Origin of the sequence: Amycolatopsis sp. NPDC004625, from assembly GCF_040609695.1 — a bacterium.
In the GTDB taxonomy this organism is placed as follows: domain Bacteria; phylum Actinomycetota; class Actinomycetes; order Mycobacteriales; family Pseudonocardiaceae; genus Amycolatopsis.
Genome location: NZ_JBEXKX010000008.1, coordinates 119,851 through 137,395, shown reverse-complemented (window position 1 = coordinate 137,395; position 17,545 = coordinate 119,851). Strand labels below are relative to the sequence as shown.

The window sequence follows — 17,545 nt, the reverse complement described above, 5'->3', positions numbered from 1 at the left end:
GTTCGAAGCGTGAGCAGGTCACCGGGGCGCGTCCGGCCGCCCCGGTGACCCGGGTCCGGATGACCGGCACCGAGCGGCGTCAGCAGCTGCTGAACGTGGCCAGGGCGCTGTTCGCCGAGAAGGGCTTCGACGGGACGTCGATCGAAGAGATCGCCCACCGCGCCAACGTGTCGAAACCCGTGGTGTACGAGCACTTCGGCGGCAAAGAAGGCATCTACGCGGTGGTCGTCGACCGCGAAACGCAGCTGCTGCTCGACAGGATGGTTTCGACCCTCCACGGCGGGCACCCGCGCGCGATGCTGGAGCAGGCGGCGACGGCCCTGCTGTCCTACGTCGAGGACTCCCACGACGGCTTCCGCATCCTGGTCCGCGACTCCCCGGTGGCGAGTTCCACGGGGACGTTTTCGACGGTGCTGAACGACATCGCGAGCCAGGTCGAGCACATCCTGGCCCAGCAGTTCGCGGCCCGCGGCTACGACGAGAAGCTGGCGGCGCTGTACGCGCAGGCGCTGGTCGGGATGGTCGCGCTGACCGGCCAGTGGTGGCTGGACGCGCGCAAGCCGAAGCGCGACGAGGTGGCCGCGCACCTGGTCAACCTGGCCTGGAACGGGCTGTCCCACCTGGAGCACAAGCCGAAGCTGCGGCTGGGTTAGCCCGGTGTCCGTCGAGGACCTGAAGCTCATGCAGGGGCTGGCCCAGCGGCTCACCGCCACCCACCCGGAGCTGGTCAACAGCGACGCGTCGTTCGGCGAACTGGCCTGGAACTGGGGCCGGGCCCGCGGCGAAGGCGAGCGGCGGCGGTGGTTTTCCGGCGGGGAGCTCGTCGCGTGGGGCCGGGCCGAGCTGCCGCGGCGGGTCCGGCGCAACGACGGCTCGGTCAAGGACATCACCGGCGCGTACCTGGCCTACCAGGTGCACCCGCAGCACGCGGAGCTGGTCGACGAGGTGATCGCCTGGTACGACGAGACGGCGGCGGGTCTCGAGCGCACGGTGCTGCCGTCGGCGGCCGACGCGTTCGCCCTGCGACGCTGGGCGGCGCACGGCTACGAGCCCGACGCCCCCGGCGCGTGGTCGCAGCTGAACGAGCGCGACCTCACCGACGTGCCCCGGCCGTCGTTGCCGGCCGGGTTTTCCTTCCGCACCGCCGCGGAGGTCCCGCCGGAAGCCGTGGTGCAGGCGCACGTGGACGCGTGGGCGCCGACGTCGTACACGGACGCGTCGTACGAGGGGGTGCGGCAGGCGCCGGGATACCGCGGTGACCTGCACGTCCTGGTGGAAGCGCCGGACGGCACGATGGCGTGTTCGGCGATCATGTGGTTCGACGAGCGGAACGGGACGGTCGAGTTCGAGCCGGTCGGCACGCACCCGGGCTACCGGCGCCAGGGCCTGGCCCGGGCGATGCTGCTGCACGGGATGCGCCTGGCGTTGGCGGCGGGCGCCCGCCACGCGACGGTCGCGTGCATGGGCGAGCCGGCCCCGGCGCGGGAGTTGTACTACGGGGTGGGGTTCCGGGCGTTTTCGCGGGACGCGCCGCTCGTCAAACGGCGCTGAGCGCCCGGACGTTCGTCACGGCAGCTGCCCAGTGGCGTGGAGGTGGTCGAAGATGAGCTGGTCGACCGCGGAAACCCGGTCGCGGTCGGCGTACCCGAGCCAGGCGAGCTCGTCGATCTCGCTGCTCGCCTCCAGGGTTCCGCGGTAGCCGGCGGTGTAGCAGGTCATCCGCACCAGCGTGCCCGCGGCGTGGCCGTGTGCCTGCGCTTCGAAGGTGCCGGCCGCGGCGATCGAGCCCGCGGTGATCTCGACGCCCAGCTCCTCGCGGATCTCGCGGACCAGCGTCTCGGCGTCGGTCTCGCCCGGCTCGCGCTTGCCGCCGGGGAGGTAGTAAACGTCCTTGCCGCGCGAGCGCGTGCTGAGGATCCGGCCGTCCACCAGGTGCAGCCAGGCGATCTTGTCGATCACCGCGCCCTTACCCGCAGCTCTCCGCCGGGCGCCCGGACGTTCGTCACGGCAGCTGCCCCGCGGCGTGGAGGTGGTCGAAGATCAGCTGGGCCACCAGCGAAACCCGGTCCCGGTCGGCGTAGCCCAGCCACGCGATCTCTTCGATCTCCGCGCACGCCCGCGGTTCCCCGCGGAACTGCGCCGCGTAAGCCGTCGTGTGCACGACCGTGCCCTCCGCGTGTCCGTGTGCCTGGCCCTCGAACGTGCCCGCCGGCGTGATCGAGTCCGGGATGATCTCGACGCCCAGCTCCTCGCGGATCTCGCGGACCAGCGTCTCGGCGTCGGTCTCGCCCGGCTCGCGCTTGCCGCCGGGCAGGTAGAACCGGTCCTTTCCGCGCGAGCGGGCGGCCAGGACGCGGCCGTCCACCACGTGGATCCAGGCGATCTTGTCGATCACGCCAGGGCCGCCACGGCCTCGTCCGTCGTCACGACCGTGCCCAGCCGCGGGAAGATCTTCGTGATCGCGTTCTCGTGCGAGATCTCGGACAGCGCCGTCATCGCGTCGGACACCGCGACCGTGTCGTAGCCGTGGTCGGAGGCCGCGCGCAGGGTCGACTCGACGCCGAACTCCGTTGCGATGCCGCCGAACACCACCGTGCGGACGCCCGCTCCGCGCAGGTGCTCGTCGAGGCCGGTGCCGGCGAACCCGCCGATCGTGTACTTCGTGACGATCTTGTCGTCGTCGGGTTCGAAGACCAGTTCGTTGCCCGGCGGGTTGTCCGGCCGCGACACCTGCACGATCACCACCGGTGCGCCGGCCTTGCGGAACGCGTCCCGCAGGCGCAGGGCGTTCGCGACGACTTCCTCGCCGGTGTACGGCGTGGTCGGCAACGCCACGATCCGCGCCTGCAGGTCGATCAGGACGAGCGCGGACGTGGCCGGGTCGATCTCGGTCATGCCCCGATCCTAGGCACTAGGGTCGGAGGCATGGGGAACAACAGGGAAATCGTGGTGACGGGCGGCGGCACGGGCATCGGCTACGCCGTGGCGGCGGCCTTCGCGGGGGCCGGCGAGCGCGTCACGATCACCGGGCGCCGCGAGAAAGTGCTGACCGAAGCGGCGACGTTGGCGGGCGCGCGGCCCGTCGTGTTCGACGCCGCCGATCCGGCGGCCGTCGAGGCCGCACTGGCGGAGTTGCCGGAACGCGTCGACGTGCTCGTCAACAACGCCGGCGGCAACACGGACTTCGTCGACGGTGGCGGCGAAGAGGGCCTGGCCGGCTTCGCGGCCGCGTTCGAACGGAACCTCCGGTCCAATGTGGTCAGTGCCGCGCTGGTGACGCACGCGCTGCGCGACCGCCTCGCCGACGGGGCGCGGATCATCACCGTCGGCTCGATCGCCGCGCACACCGGCGCCGGGTCCTACGGTGCCGCGAAGGCCGCCGTCGAAGCGTGGAACGTCAGTGTGGCCCGGGAGTTCGGGCCGCGCGGGATCACCGCGAACGTCGTCGCGCCGGGGTTGGTCGGGGACACCGAGTTCTTCCACGGACAGCTGAGCGACCGCCGTCGCGAATGGCTGGTCGGCAACACGATGAACAAGCGTCCCGGCACGCCGGAAGACGTCGTCGCCGTGGTGACGTTCTTGGCGAGCCCCGCCGCCGGGCACGTCACCGGGCAGGTGGTGCACGTCAACGGCGGGGCTCACCTGGGCAAATAGCAGCTTCGTCGTGACGCGGCTGGATGCCGGTCCCCGGGCGCCAGGTCGGCGATGGCGTCCGGGGACCGGCGCGGTGCTGCCGCGGGAACGCTTTCTTCGGACCGCGTCCAACACGCGTCGGGGGCGGGCGAAAACTCTTGGCTCGTACCATGTTCCGCGCTGCGCCACCCGGGCGGAAGTGTCCACGGCACCTTCGCGGCCGTGTTTTTCGCATGGTCAGGCGGGCGTGACCTTCAGCAGCTTGTCGTTCGTCCCGTCCGAGGTGGTCACGTACAGGGCGCCGTCCGGGCCGCTGCGGACCGCGCGCAGGCGGCCGAACTTGTCGTCGAACTCCGGCGGCAGTGTGACGTCGAGGACCTTGCCCGCCGGGTCCAGGTGGTACAGCAGCAGTTTCTGCCCCTTGAGCGCGACCACGACGAGCGCGCCGTCGTTCGGGCCCCACTGCGCGCCGGTCAGGAACGCGTCGCCGCTGATCGCCTCGGTGATCTTCCCGGACGTCCACAGTGGACTCACCGCGTCCGGGAACCGCTTGAGGTCGGTCATCGGCACGCTCTCGTCGTAACTGGTGTCGGTGCCGCCCTTCGACGGGTCCCAGCCGTAGTTGGCGCCCGGCTTCAGCAGGTTGACCTCGTCGTCGAACGTCGGCCCGTGCTCGGCGGTGATCACCTGGCCGCTGCCCGGCCGGATCGCCACGCCCTGGACGTTGCGGTGGCCGTAGGTGTAGACCAGTCGCTCGTGCGGGTCGTTCGACGTGATGAACGGGTTGTCCGGCAACGGCTTCCCGGTCTTCGCGTCCAGCCGCAGCACCTTGCCGCCGAGGGAGTGGCGGTCCTGCGAGATCGACGCGCGGGCGGTGTCGCCGGTGCCGACCAGCAGCGCGCCGTCCGGGGCGAACGTCGGGCGGCAACCGGAGTGCCGGCCGCTGGGGTTCACCGGCAGCCCGGTGAGCAGGTCCTTCACCTTGGTCGCGCTGGTGCCGTCCTCGGCGAGCCGCCAGGTGACCAGCCGGATGTCGACGGCCTTGCCGCCCTCCTGGTGGTCCTGGCAGGTGATGAACTCGCGGCTGGTGCTGAAGTCCGGGCTGACGACCATGCCGAGCAGCCCGCCTTCGCCCTGCACGAGGACGTCGGAGAAGTCGGCGCGCACCTCGGCCGCCTTGCCGTCGCGGACCAGCGCGAGCTTGCCGGGCCGCTGCGGGACGAGGATGCCGCCGTCGGGCAGGAACCCGACGTCCCAGCCGTGTTCCAGCCCGGCGGTCACGGTCTCGACCTTGAACTTCCCGGACGCGGCGGCCGGCGTGGCCGCGGGCGGGACGCTCTGCACGGGTTCGCTCGCCGCTCCCGAACAGCCCAGGACCAGCAGGGACACCACAACGATGAGACCCAGCGCACGCCGCATACGGCTCATCCTGCCATCAAGCGGTGAAATCGCCGTTCGACGCCGCGCGCGTGAGGAAGGCCAGGCCCGTCGCCGGGGAGGAAGTGCCCGGCGCCGGGGACCAGGTCCACGGTGGCGCCCGCCGCTTCGAGCCGCCGTTTCGTCGCCGAAGACGGGGAGCGATCAGGACCCGGGTCGCACCAGGCCGGACTCGTAGGCGAACACGACCGCGTGCACCCGGTCACGCAGCCGCAGCTTGCTCAGGATCCGCCCGACGTGCGTTTTCACGGTCGTCTCGCCGATGTACAGCTTCGCGGCGATCTCGCCGTTGGACAGCCCGCGCGCGACGAGGCCCAGGACGTCCTTCTCGCGTTCGGTGAGCGCGCCGAGCTTCTCGACGTCCACGGGATCGCGGTCGTCGGCGAGGTACCGGTCGAGCAGCCGCCGGGTGACCGACGGCGAGACCATCGAATCGCCCCGCAGCACCCCCCGGATCGCCACGAGCATCTCGTCCGACGGTGCGTCCTTCACCAGGAAGCCACTGGCCCCGCCCCGCAGCGCGGCGTAGGCGTACTCGTCGAGGTCGAAGGTGGTGATGATGAGGACGCGCACGTCCGGCAGCTCGGCGCAGATCCGCGCGGTCGCGGTGACGCCGTCGAGCACCGGCATCCGGACGTCCATCAGCACCAGGTCGGGCCGCAGCTCCCGCGCGAGGGCGATGGCTTCTTCGCCGTTGGCGGCTTCGCCGGCGACGACGAGGTCGTCCTGGCTTTCGACGATCATCCGCAGGCCGACGCGGACCAGCTGCTGGTCGTCGCAGAGGAGGATGCGGGTGGTCATGACGCCACCACCAACGTCGCGCGCACCCGGTACCCGCCTCCGGGGAGCGGGCCGGTCGTCAGCTCGCCGTGGTACATGTCGACGCGCTGGCGCATGCCGGCCAGCCCGCGACCCGAGGAGGGGAGGGCCGGGGAGGGTGGGGCGTGGCCGCCCGTGTTCGTCACCTCGATCCGGACCTCCGGGGGCTCGAACGCGACGCCGACGTGGCCGGTGGCGTCGGCGGGGGCGTGCTTGATCATGTTGGTCAGTGCCTCCTGGACGATCCGGTACGCCTGCAGCGCGGCGCTCGCCGGCAGGGCGCCCGGGTCGCCGGTCACGTCGAGCGCCACCCGGCGCCCGGACTGGTCGACGAGCTCGCGCAGTTCGGCGAGCGTCGGCTGGGGACTGCGCGCCGCCTGGCCGGCGTGCAGGACTTCGAGGAGCCGGCGCAGCTCGGCGAGCGCGTCGCGGCCGGTGTGGACGATCGTGTCGAGCGTGCGGTCGACGGCCTCGGGGTCGCGGTGCCGGGCGAGCTTCGCGCCCTCGGCGTTCAGCACGATCACGCTCATGCTGTGCGCCAGGACGTCGTGCAGCTCGCGGGCGATCCGGGTGCGCTCCTCGGCGACCGCCGCGCGGGTCTGGGCGTCGTCGCGCTTCCGCTCTTCGGCGCTCAGCTCCTCCTGTTTGCGGAAGAACTCCCCGAGCGCCCACGCCGCGAGGTGCAGCGGCAGGATGCCGAGCACCGTGAACGTCGGGTTGATCGACTCCGGGACGTAGAGGGCGACCCACTGGACACCCAGCACGACGATCGCCACCGCGACCACCGCGGCGAACCACCGGTCCCGCCGCTTCACGAGGTTGAACAGCACGACCGCCATGGCCAGCTCGGTGCGGCCGCGGTCGTACGCCCAGACGTCGTTGAGGTACACCGCCGCCGCCCCGGCGATGACCAGCACCGCGACCGTGCGCGGGAACCGCCGCCGCACCAGCAGCGGGAGCAGGAACAGCATCGGGAACGCGCGCGTGGTCCACGGCTGCTCGCCGGACCAGCTCGGCGCGAGGAAGACGAACACGCCGTACAGCGGGAGGTCCACTGTCCAGCGGTGCCGGCGCACCCACATCACGAGTCGTTCCACACCTGCGAACGTAATGCCGGGACCGCGTCCGGGGCGTCCTTCTTCCGGATTCTCCGTGTCCTCCTCCGGGAGGACACGGAGAGTCCGCGCCGGCGGATTCGCGGCCACCCCGGCCGTTCCTAGCGTCGGGGCCATGTCGATCACCAGGGAATTCCTCCGCCACCCGGTCCTGACCGGCGCGATCGCGCCGAGCTCGCCGCGGCTGGCCGAAGAGATGACGGCGGGCCTCGGCCTGGAGCGCGCGTCGCGGGTCGCCGAGCTCGGTCCGGGCACCGGCGTGTTCACCGAAGCAGTTCTCGAGCTGCTTCGCCCCGAAGCACGGCTGACGGCCGTCGAGATCAACCCGCGTTTCGCCGAGTCCTTGAGCAAGCGCTTTCCGCAGGTCGACGTCCGCACGGGCTCGGCGGAACACCTGGCTCTCGACGGTGTCGACGTCGTCGTCTCCGGTCTGCCGTGGACGGCCATGACGGCGGCCCGGCAGCAGCGCATCCTCGACGCGGTCACCGCGGCCCTGGCCCCGAACGGCCGGTTCACGACGTTCGCGTACGCCCACGCGGCCTGGACACCGCCCGCGCGCCGCTTCGCCGCGTCGCTGCGAAGCCGGTTCGCCGTCGTGGAGCGGACTTCGGTCGTCTGGGGCAACCTGCCGCCCGCGTTCGTCTACCGCGCGGCGCTGCCGGTGGCCGTGGGAAGGGCCCGGCGTGGACAGCCTGCTGCGGCCTCTGCTTGACGCGCCCCCGGTGGTCGTCTACCTGGTCTGCGCGCTGGTGATCACCGCGGAAACCGCGCTGCTGCCGGGAATCGTGCTGCCGACGCTCTCGACGTTGCTGCTGATGGGTTTCCTCGCCGAGCGCGGCACGCTCAACCTCGGGCTCGCTTGGGCGGTGGCCGTGGCGTCGGCCGTCCTCGGTGATCAGCTCGCGTACTTCGAGGGACGCCACTGGGGGCCGCGGCTGCGCGGTTCCCGGCTGGCGCGGCGCATCGGCGAGCACCGCTGGGACCGCGCGGAATCGGCGGTCGCGCGCCACGGCGTCCCGGCGGTGATCGCGGGCCGCTGCCTGGCGGGCGTCCGGACGCTGGTGCCGCGCGTCGCGGGCTCGGCGGCGATGCCGTACCGCCGGTTCGCGGCGGGCAGCCTCGCGGCGGCGACGCTGTGGGCGAGCGCGGAGCTGCTGGTGGGTCAGGCGACGGCGCTGGTGCTCTGAAGCCGCTCCGCGGTCTCGGCGTCCGCGGGCAGGAACGTCTCCAGCTTCAGCTCCGACACGGTGACGTCGGCCGGCGTGGCGAACGTCGTGATCGCGGTGATCAGGCGCAGTTCGCCGGCCGACGTCGACAGCCGGACCGGCACCGCGAACCCCAGGTGCTCCGGGCCGGGCGGGGCGGCGGGCGGCAGGTACCCCTCGAGCTCGGCGAGCTGCGCGGCCAGCCGTTCGTCCGGGGTCCGGGCCAGGTCGTTGCGGAGGCGCTCGAGGATGTGCCGCGCCCAGTCGTCGAGGTTGTGTACCCGCGGCGCCATGCCCTCCGGGTGCAACGCCAGCCGCAGCGTGTCGACCGGTTCGCGCAGCAGTTCCGGCGCGACCCCCTCGGTGAGCAGCCGGAACCCGTCGTTCGCGGCGACCAGCACGCCGTACCGGTCGACGACGAGCGCGGGGTAGGGGCGGTGGCCGTCGAGCAGCCGCCGCAGGCCGTCGAGCACCGGCGCGATCGCGGGGTCGCCGAGCCGCGTTTCGGGGTACGTCGGCGCGTAGCCGGCCGCGTGCAGCAGGCCGTTGCGTTCGCGCAGGGGCAGTTCGAGGGACTCGGCGACGCGCAGGACCATGCCGCGGCCGGGCACCGAACGCCCGCTCTCCATGAAGCTGACGTGCCGTTGCGTCGTGCCCGCGCGCAGCGCCAGGTCGAGCTGGCTGAGCCGCCGCCGGGTGCGCCAGTCCTTGAGCGCCGTTCCGAAGTCCACGGGTCCATCCTGCTCGGGGCGTCCATTCCCCGCGGGGAATTGAGCGCATACCCCGGTCCGGCGACGCTTCGGCCATGACGAACTACGGCTTGGTCGTCCCGACCTACCAGCCCATCCTCGACGCCGGGCGGACCGCGCCCGAGCTGGTCGACACCGCCGTCTCCGCCGAGGAACTCGGCCTCGATTCGGTCTGGGTCGGCGACACCCTCGCGCGGGCACCGCTCGACGCGCTCGCGGTGTTGTCCGCCTTCGCCGCCCGCACGTCGCGGGTGACGCTGGGGACGTCGGCGCTGCTCCCGGCCCTGCGGAACCCGATCCTGACGGCGAACCAGCTGCTTTCCCTGGATCTGCTGAGTGCCGGCCGCCTCACGGTGGCGGTCGGGGCCGGGTTCGCCGGCCGCAGCGAGCCGGAGTTCGCGTTCGCGGGGGTTCCGTGGGAGCGCCGTCGGGCCCGGCTGGACGACATCGTGGCGTTGTGGCGGGCGATCTGGCGCGGGGAGACCGCTTTTCACGGCGAAGTCCTGCACCACGACTCGCTGCCGGTGTTCCCGGCCCCGGCCCGGCCGGGTGGCCCGCCGGTGTGGCTGGCGGCGTACACGCCGGGCGCGCTGGAGCGGGTGGGCCGGCTGTACGACGGCTGGCTGCCGTACCCGCCGGACCCCGTGGACTACGGAGCGGGCCTGGCCCGGATCCGGGCGACGGCGTCACGCCCGGTGACGCCTGCGCTGTTCGCGACGGTGCTGGTGGAGGACGACCCGGTGCGCGGGAGCGAGCTGCTGGAGGCGTACTGCCTGGCGAACTACGGGCGGCCGGCGGCGTTCGTGCAGGGGATCCAGATGCAGGTGAGCGGGAGTGCCGCGGAGGTGGCCGCGCAACTGCGGAAGTACGAAGGGGCGGAGCACTTCCTGCTGCGGATCGCGAGCACGGACCCGAAGGTGTTCGACGAGCAGCTGCCGCGGGTGGCGGAGGTGGTGCGCATCCTCCGGTCGTGAGCCTGCCGCGGCCCTCGTGAGTGAGAAACCGGGTTAGAACACTGTTTCTCACTCACGACCAGCGGTGATCGGAAACTTGTCGGGGGTGGCACGTAGGCTGGGACCCGTGACCGACGCTCCACTGTCCGGACTCCTCACCGCCATCCTTCCCGACCCGGCCCTGCGCGGCGTGGTCGAGCGGGCCGGTGCGCCGCTGCTCGAGCTGCAGGGCCCGATCGCCGCCCGGCAGCTCGTCGCCGCCGCGCTCGCGGCCGATGACGGCGCCGGCAAGCCCGTGCTCGCCGTCACCGCCACCGGCCGCGAGGCCGACGAGCTGACCGCGTCCCTCGGCGCCCTCCTCGGCAAGGCCAGAGTCGCCGACTTCCCCAGCTGGGAGACCCTGCCGCACGAGCGCCTCTCGCCCCGCGCGGACACCGTCGGCCGCCGGCTCGAGGTGCTGCACCGGCTGAAGACCGGGGACGACGGCCTCCGTGTCGTCGTCGCCACCGTCCGCAGCCTCATCCAGCCCATGGCGCCCGGCCTCGGCTCGCTCGCCCCGGTCGACCTCGTCGTGGGTGAGGAACAAAGTTTCGAGGGCCTCCTCGAACGGCTCGTCGAGCTGGCCTACACCCGCGTCGACATGGTCGAGAAGCGCGGCGAGTTCGCCGTGCGCGGGGGCATCCTCGACCTGTTCGGGCCCACCGCGCAGCACCCCGTCCGGGTGGAGTTCTGGGGCGACGAGGTCAGCGAGATCCGCGCGTTCGCCGTCTCCGACCAGCGGTCGCTGCCCGGCGAGATCCCGCGGGTCGCCGCGCCGCCGTGCCGCGAGCTGCTGCTCACCCAGCCGGTCAAGGAGAAGGCCGCGGAGCTGGCGAAGACGTACGAAGCCGACGCGCACCTGGCCGAGATGCTCACCAAGCTCGCCGACGGCATCCCGGTCGAGGGCATGGAGGCGCTCATCCCGGTGCTCTGCGAAGGCGAGCTCGAGCTGCTCACCGACGCGATGCCGGCCGGCGCCCACGTCGTGCTCACCGACCCCGAAAAGATCCGCGCCCGCGCCGCCGACCTCGTCCGCACCGGCCAGGAGTTCCTGGAAGCCTCCTGGACGACGGCCGCGGCGGGCGGGCAGGCGCCGATCGACCTCGGCGCGTCGGCCTACCGCGGGCTCGACGAGATCGCGTCCCACGCGCAGGACACCAAGCGCGCCTGGTGGACGCTCACCCAGCTGACCAGCGAAGACCCCGACGTCTACCGCGTCTCGATCGAGGCCGCGCCGGCGTACCGCGGCGAACTCGAGCGCGCGATGGCGGACCTGCGGGCGCACACGGCCTCGGGCGGCACGGCGGTGCTCGTCGTCGCCGGCCAGGGCACCGCCGCGCGCGCGGTCGAGCAGCTCACCGGCGCCGACGTCCCGGCCACCCAGGCCGGCGACGGGCTGGCCAAGCCGCCGGCCGCGGGCATGGTCACGGTCACCTGCGGCGGCCTCACCGACGGGTTCGTCTCGCCCGAGCGCGCCCTGGTCGTGCTCAGCGAAGCGGACCTCACCGGCCGCGGCGCGGGCGCCGGAACGTCCACAAAGGACCTGAACACGAAGATGCCGTCCCGGCGGCGCAACGCGGTCGACCCGCTGGCCCTGAAGGCCGGCGACTACGTGGTGCACGACCAGCACGGCATCGGCCGGTTCGTCGAGATGGTCCAGCGGACGGTCGCCGGCGCCACCCGCGAGTACCTCCTGCTGGAGTACGCGTCGTCCAAGCGCGGCCACCCGGGTGACCGGTTGTTCGTGCCCACCGACCAGCTCGACGAGGTCTCCCGCTACGTCGGCGGCGAGCTGCCCACGCTCAACAAGCTGGGCGGCTCGGACTGGAAGAACACCAAGGCCAAGGCCAAGAAGGCGGTCAAGGAGATCGCCGCGGAGCTGGTGCAGCTGTACGCGGCGCGCCAGGCGGCGCCCGGGCACGCGTTCGGCTCGGACACGCCGTGGCAGGGCGAGCTGGAAGACGCCTTCCCGTTCACCGAGACGAACGACCAGCTCGCCGCGATCGACGAGGTCAAGGCGGACATGGAACGCGGCGTCCCGATGGACCGCGTGATCTGCGGCGACGTCGGCTACGGCAAGACGGAGATCGCCGTGCGGGCCGCGTTCAAGGCGGTGCAGGACGGCAAGCAGGTCGCGGTCCTGGTGCCGACGACGCTGCTCGCCCAGCAGCACCTGAACACCTTCCACGAACGCATGCGCTCGTTCCCGGTGACGATCAAGGGCCTGTCCCGCTTCACGAACAAGGCGGAGTCGGACGCCATCCTGGAGCAGCTCGCCGCGGGCGAGGTCGACATCGTCATCGGCACGCACCGGTTGTTGCAGACCGGCATCCGCTACAAGGACCTCGGCCTGGTGATCGTCGACGAGGAGCAGCGGTTCGGCGTCGAGCACAAGGAACACATCAAGGCCCTGCGCACGCACGTCGACGTGCTGACGATGTCGGCGACGCCGATCCCGCGCACGCTGGAGATGTCGCTGGCCGGCATCCGCGAGATGTCGACGATCCTGACCCCGCCGGAGGACCGGCACCCGATCCTGACCTACGTCGGCGCGTACGACGACAAGCAGGTCGGCGCGGCCATCCGCCGTGAGCTGCTGCGCGACGGCCAGGTGTTCTACGTCCACAACCGGGTTTCCTCGATCGAGAAGGCCGCGCGGCGGATCCGCGAGCTGGTGCCGGAGGCGCGGGTCGTCACCGCGCACGGCCAGATGAACGAGGAAAAGCTCGAGAAGATCATCCAGGGTTTCTGGGAGAACGAGTACGACGTCCTGGTGTGCACCACGATCGTCGAGACCGGCCTCGACATTTCGAACGCCAACACGCTCTTGGTCGAGCGCGGCGACCTGCTGGGCCTGGCCCAGCTGCACCAGCTGCGCGGGCGCGTCGGGCGTGGGCGCGAGCGCGGGTACGCGTACTTCCTGTACCCGCCGGAAGCGCCGCTGACGGAGACCGCGCACGACCGCCTCGCGACGATCGCCCAGAACACGGAACTCGGCGCGGGCATGGCGGTCGCGATGAAGGACCTCGAGATCCGCGGCGCGGGGAACATCCTGGGTGCGGAGCAGTCGGGGCACATCGCGGGCGTCGGGTTCGATCTCTACGTGCGGTTGGTCGGCGAAGCGGTCGACGCGTTCCGGCGGCACGCGGGCGCGGAGCCTTCCGAAGAGGAAGAACTGGCGGAAGTCCGCGTGGATCTCCCGATCGACGCCCACATCCCGCACGACTACGTGCCGGGCGAGCGGCTGCGCCTGGAGGCGTACCGCAAGATCGCCGCGGCACCGGACACCGAGGGCCTGGACGCGGTCCGCGAGGAGCTGATCGACCGCTACGGCCAGCCGCCGGCGCCGGTGAACCGGCTGCTGGCGGTGGCGAAGTTCCGGCACACGTGCCGCGAGGCGGGCGTGACGGAGGTGGCGGTCCAGGGCACCACGATCCGGTTCGCGCCGCTGCCGCTGCTGGATTCGCAGATGGTGCGGTTGAAGCGGCTGTACCCGAAGGCGGTGTACAAGGCGGTGACGAACACGGTGTCGGTGCCGAAGCCGACCGAGGGCCCGGCCGGCGGGCGGATCGGCGCGCCGACGCTGCGGGACGAAGAGCTGCTGGAGTGGTGCACGAAGCTGCTGGTCCAGCTGACGAAGAAGCCCGCGGCGGTCTAGCAGCGGCCGGTCGTGAGTGGTAAGGCGCGTTAGAACCCGCCTTACCACTCACGACCGGCGTCAGCCGACTTCGCTGAACATCGGCGGCAGCGCCGCCGCCAACCCCATCCGCACCGACTCCACCGGCACCGGGACCGCCCCGGCGCCGGACATCGGCAGCGGCCGGGGCTTTCGCGGCATTCGCGAGCCCGAACCGCCGCCCCTGCCCGGGTACACCAGCAACCCCCGCGCCGGGTCCGGGACCGCGTCGAGCGCTGCCGTCACGACCGGCAGCCCGCGGAACGCGTCCCGGCGCTCCTCCGTTGCGAACTCGATTTCGAGCACCACACCCCACCGGTGCTCGTGCCAAACCCACTGCTCGGCGCCGTTCGTCAGCGCCGCTTCGGTGAGGGCGTCCCCGTGAGCCAGGCGCCACTGCGAAGCCGAATGCTCCCCGTCAAACACCTCGATGGTCAGCCAATGGTCCATATGTCGACATTACCGCCGCCGCGACCCCATGGGTGTTGCGTTTCGGGGGCGATGGTGTGAGAGGGTATGCGCTGTGATGCGGATCATCGGGCGCCCTCGCGCGCTGGTCGGGGTCGTTGCCGGTGCTCTTCTGCTCGCCGGGTGCGGGTCGGGCCCCAGCCAGGTCGGTGCCGCCGCCGTCATCGGTGATCGCACGATCTCCATCGACCAGGTGCAGGACCTGATCACCAAGGCCGTCCGCGAACAGCCGTACGCGCAGAAGCTGGCCACTGAGCACAAGCTCGACCTCGTCGGGCGGGCTGTCGTCAGTCAGCTGGTCGTGCACGAGCTCATCACCAAGGCCGCCGAAAAGCAGGGCATCACGCCCAACTACGCGCAGATCGACGCCCAGCTGGCGAAGGACCCCCTGAACAGCCCGATCCCCGCCGACGCGAGCAACGAAGCCCAGGCGGTCAGCCAGGTCGTCGCCCGCACGCGCGACCACCGCGAGGAACTGACCGACACCTTCCTCGCGCAGGCGCTGGCCGACAAGACCGTGCCGAACTCCTCGGTCACCTTCGACTACACCTCCGTCGGCCTGGTGCCGGACGCCGCCACCGGCTCCGCGGTCGAGGGGCCCGCCGCGAAGACCGCCGCCTTCGACCTCGCCCGGCAGTTCGCCGCCGACCCCGCCGCCGGGACCAAGCGCATCGGCGCCGACGTCCAGTACCTGGCCGCGCTGCGGCAGCGGGCCACCCAGATGGGCCAGGGCGCCGAATCGATCCCGCCGTTCGCCGGGGTCGGCGAGGCGCTGCCGGCGGCCCAGGCCGGCGCGCTGGCCGCCGGGCCCCTCTTCGGTTCGCCGGTCGGCTCGACCGTGGTCTTCCCATTCCCGAACAACCAGGGCGCCTGGTTCGTCGGCGTGGTCCGGCAGCGCACCGACAAGCCCGTCGCCACCGAGCAGGCCCCGGAGCTCGACGCCGCCACGAAGACCGCGGCCGGGATGCGGCAGGCACAGCCGCTGTTCGACGAGCTCGGCGTGCGGATCAACAAGCGGTACGGCGTGTGGGACGTGGTCGCCATGTCCGTCGTCCCGAACGAGGACGCCGCGCAGGGCATCGTGCTGTCCCCGGGTGGTTCCGGTCGTACCCAGCAGTGAGCGCGGGGGTCGTCGTGGTCGTCCGCGGGGCGACGCTGCCCGGCGCGGCGCTCAAGCTCCTGCGTGACGCCGACGCCGTCTACGCGGCCACGGACGTCGACCCGGCCGCGTTCGGCGTCCCGCCCGTCACCGAGGCGCCTTCGCTGGTCGACGTCGTGCTGCTCGCCGGGTCCCGGGACGAGCCGGCGGCGGCGCTGTTGATCGCGACCGGCGCGGACGTCATCGAGACGCCGGTGCCGCCGCTGGTCGAGGCCGCCGACGTGATGGACCGGCTGCGCTCGCCGGGCGGCTGCCCGTGGGACGCGGTGCAGACCCACGATTCGCTGCGCCAGTACCTGGTCGAGGAGACCTACGAACTGCTCGACGCCATCGAGGAAGGCGACCGCGAAGCGCTGCGCGAGGAGCTCGGCGACGTCCTGCTGCAGGTGCTCTTCCACGCGCGCGTCGCGGCCGAGGACGCCGACGACCCGTTCGGCATCGACGACGTCGCCGCCGGGCTGGTCGCGAAGCTGGTCGGCCGGCACCCGAACGTCTTCGCCGACGAGGGCCACGTGCACACGGTCGAGCACCAGAACGTGCGCTGGGAAGAGCTGAAGCAGCACGAGAAGCAGCGTCGGTCCATTGTGGACGGCGTGGCGCTCGGCCAGCCCGCGGTCGCGCTGGCGGGCAAGCTGGGTCAGCGCTCCGGGCGCGCGGGCATCCCGCTCGACCTCTTCCCCGAAGGGGTCGCGGCCGCCGCGCAGCTGTTCCGCATCGCGGCCACCGCGCGCCGCGCGGGCGCCGACCCCGAGGTCGAACTCCGGGCGCTGGCGAAGCAGTTCGCGAAGGACATCCGAGCCGCCGAGCAGGCCGCCCGCGACGCCGGGCTCGAGCCGACGACGCTGGAGGCGGACGGCTGGCGGAAGTTCTGGCCCTCGCGTTGCGTGTGACGCAGCACACAACCGGGTGAGAACCGGTTCCGCTCGCCCGGCGTCTTGCCCGGTGTGAAGCAGACGTCACTGGAGGACGCCGACGAGGAGCGCCTCGTCCGGCGCACGGCCCGGGGCGACCGCGCGGCGTTCGAGGAGCTCTACCGCCGCACGTCGCCCTGGCTCGCCGTGCGCCTGCGCCGCCGGTGCGCGGACGAGCAGATCGTCGCCGAGGTCATGCAGGAGACGTTCCTGGCCGTCTGGCGGGCCGCGGGGTCGTTCGCCGGGGCGGCCGCGGGCGGGAGCGCGGTCGGCTGGCTGTGGACGATCGCCGCGCGCCGGCTGGTCGACGCGTTCCGGCGCCGGGCGCACCACGCGCAGCCGCCGCCGGAGGTGGTGCTCGACGTCGCCCCCGCGGCGGCCGCCGAGGACGAGCTGCTGGCGGCGACCATCGGCGACGAGGTCGGGACCGCGCTGCGCGACCTCGCACCGGAGCTGCGTGCGGTGCTGCAGGCGATGGTGCTCGACGGGCTGAGCGTCCGCGAAACCGCCGTCCTGCTGGGGCTGCCGGAAGGAACCGTCAAGACCCGCGCCCGCCGGGCGCGGATCGCGATGCGGGAGGCACTGTCATGACCCACGCACCGGACCGGCTCATCGCCGCGTACGTGGCCGGTGGCGAACTCCCCGCTGACGAGCTGTGGGGCCTCGAAGCCCACCTGGAGGGGTGCGCGCGGTGCCGGGCGCGGCTCGCCGCGGTGGCGCCCGTGCAGCCGGTGGTCGACGTCGTCTGGTCCCGGCTGTCGGTGGAGCTGCCGCCGCAACCGGCCCGGCGCCGCCGCCGGTGGTTCGGCACCTGGGTGACCCCGGCGATGGCGCCGTGGCTGGCCATGGTCCTGGCGGTCACGGCGGTCGCGATCCTGCTGGACCGGGTGTGGCGCGTGGCGCTCGACGTCACGACGGTGCAGCTGTTCGCCCCGGTGCTGCCGGTGCTCGGCGTCGCGGCGTCGTGGGCGCGGGGGCTCGACCCGGCCTACGAGGTCGTCACGGCCACCCCGCGGGCGGGGCTCTACCTGGTCGTCCGGCGGACGGTGGCGGTGCTCGCCGTCGTCCTGCCGGGGCTGGCGGTGGCGGGCCGGCTGACCGGCACCGCACCGGCGCTCTGGCTGCTGCCGAGCCTGGCCTGCACCACCGGCACGCTCGCGCTCGGCGGGCTGATCGGCATCACCCGGGCGGCGTACGCGCTGGTCGCGGTGTGGCTGGCGATCATCGTGCTGCCGTCGTTCGCCCACCAGGGGCACGCGCTCGACACCCGCGCGCTGCCGGTGTGGGCCGGGATCTTCGCGGTGACCACGGCGGTCGTCGCCCTGCGCGGGCCGGCGTTCGGCCGGCTCGGCGCACGTCAATGACCTTGTGAGGGAGGAAG

19 protein-coding genes are annotated in these 17,545 nt (G+C 72.6%); 11 read left to right on the top strand and 8 right to left on the bottom strand.

Annotated features, from left to right (window positions below):
* The first annotated feature begins 59 nt into the window (after positions 1-59).
* Complete coding sequence (locus tag ABZW17_RS11720; protein ID WP_003062116.1) at positions 60-653, top strand: TetR/AcrR family transcriptional regulator; 594 nt, start codon at positions 60-62, stop codon at positions 651-653.
* A gap of 4 nt (positions 654-657) precedes the next feature.
* Positions 658-1,551, top strand: coding sequence for a GNAT family N-acetyltransferase (locus ABZW17_RS11715; RefSeq protein ID WP_354812285.1), 894 nt, complete (start codon positions 658-660; stop codon positions 1,549-1,551).
* Positions 1,552-1,566: 15 nt separating this feature from the next.
* Here the strand turns inward: ABZW17_RS11715 and ABZW17_RS11710 are convergent, their stop codons facing one another.
* From ABZW17_RS11710 to ABZW17_RS11700, 3 genes are read right to left on the bottom strand one after another with little or no spacing between them, the layout of a single operon-like run.
* Positions 1,567-1,959 carry an NUDIX domain-containing protein gene (locus ABZW17_RS11710; RefSeq protein ID WP_354812283.1) on the bottom strand — a complete coding sequence of 131 codons (393 nt, stop codon included), beginning with the start codon at positions 1,957-1,959 and terminating at the stop codon, positions 1,567-1,569.
* A 43-nt stretch (positions 1,960-2,002) separates the two neighbouring features.
* A complete protein-coding gene (locus tag ABZW17_RS11705; protein ID WP_354812281.1) occupies positions 2,003-2,395 on the bottom strand; it encodes an NUDIX domain-containing protein in 393 nt (130 codons plus the stop codon).
* Positions 2,392-2,895: an isochorismatase family protein gene (locus ABZW17_RS11700; protein WP_354812279.1), complete on the bottom strand. Its 504-nt coding sequence runs from the start codon at positions 2,893-2,895 to the stop codon at positions 2,392-2,394. The genes ABZW17_RS11705 and ABZW17_RS11700 overlap by 4 nt, the downstream gene beginning before the upstream one ends.
* Before the next feature lie 30 nt (positions 2,896-2,925).
* Between ABZW17_RS11700 and ABZW17_RS11695 the strand changes: the two genes are divergently transcribed.
* The gene (locus ABZW17_RS11695) at positions 2,926-3,654 is read left to right on the top strand and encodes an SDR family oxidoreductase (protein WP_354812277.1); all 729 of its coding nucleotides are present in this window, start codon (positions 2,926-2,928) and stop codon (positions 3,652-3,654) included.
* Positions 3,655-3,870: 216 nt separating this feature from the next.
* Here the strand turns inward: ABZW17_RS11695 and ABZW17_RS11690 are convergent, their stop codons facing one another.
* The 3 genes from ABZW17_RS11690 to ABZW17_RS11680 all read right to left on the bottom strand — a co-directional run bounded on the left by ABZW17_RS11690 (position 3,871) and on the right by ABZW17_RS11680 (position 6,971).
* A complete protein-coding gene (locus ABZW17_RS11690) occupies positions 3,871-5,052 on the bottom strand; it encodes a PQQ-dependent sugar dehydrogenase (RefSeq protein ID WP_354812275.1) in 1,182 nt (393 codons plus the stop codon).
* A 162-nt stretch (positions 5,053-5,214) separates the two neighbouring features.
* Positions 5,215-5,871 carry a response regulator transcription factor gene (locus tag ABZW17_RS11685; RefSeq protein WP_354812273.1) on the bottom strand — a complete coding sequence of 219 codons (657 nt, stop codon included), beginning with the start codon at positions 5,869-5,871 and terminating at the stop codon, positions 5,215-5,217.
* A complete protein-coding gene (locus ABZW17_RS11680; RefSeq protein WP_354812523.1) occupies positions 5,868-6,971 on the bottom strand; it encodes a histidine kinase in 1,104 nt (367 codons plus the stop codon). Before ABZW17_RS11680 ends, ABZW17_RS11685 begins: the two co-directional genes overlap by 4 nt.
* Before the next feature lie 148 nt (positions 6,972-7,119).
* On the opposite strand from ABZW17_RS11680, the gene ABZW17_RS11675 reads away from it, so the two are divergent.
* Positions 7,120-7,716: a methyltransferase domain-containing protein gene (locus tag ABZW17_RS11675; RefSeq protein WP_354812272.1), complete on the top strand. Its 597-nt coding sequence runs from the start codon at positions 7,120-7,122 to the stop codon at positions 7,714-7,716.
* On the top strand, positions 7,688-8,191 hold the full coding sequence (locus ABZW17_RS11670) for a DedA family protein (protein WP_354812270.1): 504 nt from the start codon (positions 7,688-7,690) through the stop codon (positions 8,189-8,191). Before ABZW17_RS11675 ends, ABZW17_RS11670 begins: the two co-directional genes overlap by 29 nt.
* Here the strand turns inward: ABZW17_RS11670 and ABZW17_RS11665 are convergent.
* Positions 8,167-8,940, bottom strand: a complete 774-nt coding sequence (locus tag ABZW17_RS11665; protein WP_354812268.1) for a helix-turn-helix transcriptional regulator — start codon at positions 8,938-8,940, stop codon at positions 8,167-8,169. The two genes, ABZW17_RS11670 and ABZW17_RS11665, sit on opposite strands and share 25 nt — an antisense overlap.
* A gap of 74 nt (positions 8,941-9,014) precedes the next feature.
* On the opposite strand from ABZW17_RS11665, the gene ABZW17_RS11660 reads away from it, so the two are divergent.
* A complete protein-coding gene (locus ABZW17_RS11660; RefSeq protein ID WP_354812266.1) occupies positions 9,015-9,932 on the top strand; it encodes an LLM class flavin-dependent oxidoreductase in 918 nt (305 codons plus the stop codon).
* A gap of 121 nt (positions 9,933-10,053) precedes the next feature.
* A complete protein-coding gene (mfd, locus tag ABZW17_RS11655; protein ID WP_354812521.1) occupies positions 10,054-13,608 on the top strand; it encodes a transcription-repair coupling factor in 3,555 nt (1,184 codons plus the stop codon).
* 60 nt (positions 13,609-13,668) lie between these two features.
* On the opposite strand, the gene ABZW17_RS11650 is transcribed toward mfd, so the two are convergent.
* Positions 13,669-14,076: a hypothetical protein gene (locus ABZW17_RS11650; protein WP_354812264.1), complete on the bottom strand. Its 408-nt coding sequence runs from the start codon at positions 14,074-14,076 to the stop codon at positions 13,669-13,671.
* 76 nt (positions 14,077-14,152) lie between these two features.
* Between ABZW17_RS11650 and ABZW17_RS11645 the strand changes: the two genes are divergently transcribed.
* Genes ABZW17_RS11645 through ABZW17_RS11630 form a run of 4 tightly spaced genes read left to right on the top strand, consistent with a single transcriptional unit; the run spans position 14,153 to position 17,528 of the window.
* Positions 14,153-15,214 carry a SurA N-terminal domain-containing protein gene (locus ABZW17_RS11645; protein WP_354812262.1) on the top strand — a complete coding sequence of 354 codons (1,062 nt, stop codon included), beginning with the start codon at positions 14,153-14,155 and terminating at the stop codon, positions 15,212-15,214.
* On the top strand, positions 15,211-16,143 hold the full coding sequence (locus ABZW17_RS11640; RefSeq protein ID WP_354812260.1) for a MazG family protein: 933 nt from the start codon (positions 15,211-15,213) through the stop codon (positions 16,141-16,143). Before ABZW17_RS11645 ends, ABZW17_RS11640 begins: the two co-directional genes overlap by 4 nt.
* 54 nt (positions 16,144-16,197) lie before the next feature.
* The gene (locus tag ABZW17_RS11635; RefSeq protein WP_354812258.1) at positions 16,198-16,755 is read left to right on the top strand and encodes an RNA polymerase sigma factor; all 558 of its coding nucleotides are present in this window, start codon (positions 16,198-16,200) and stop codon (positions 16,753-16,755) included.
* Positions 16,752-17,528, top strand: a complete 777-nt coding sequence (locus ABZW17_RS11630; RefSeq protein ID WP_354812256.1) for a zf-HC2 domain-containing protein — start codon at positions 16,752-16,754, stop codon at positions 17,526-17,528. Before ABZW17_RS11635 ends, ABZW17_RS11630 begins: the two co-directional genes overlap by 4 nt.
* Positions 17,529-17,545 lie beyond the last annotated feature (17 nt).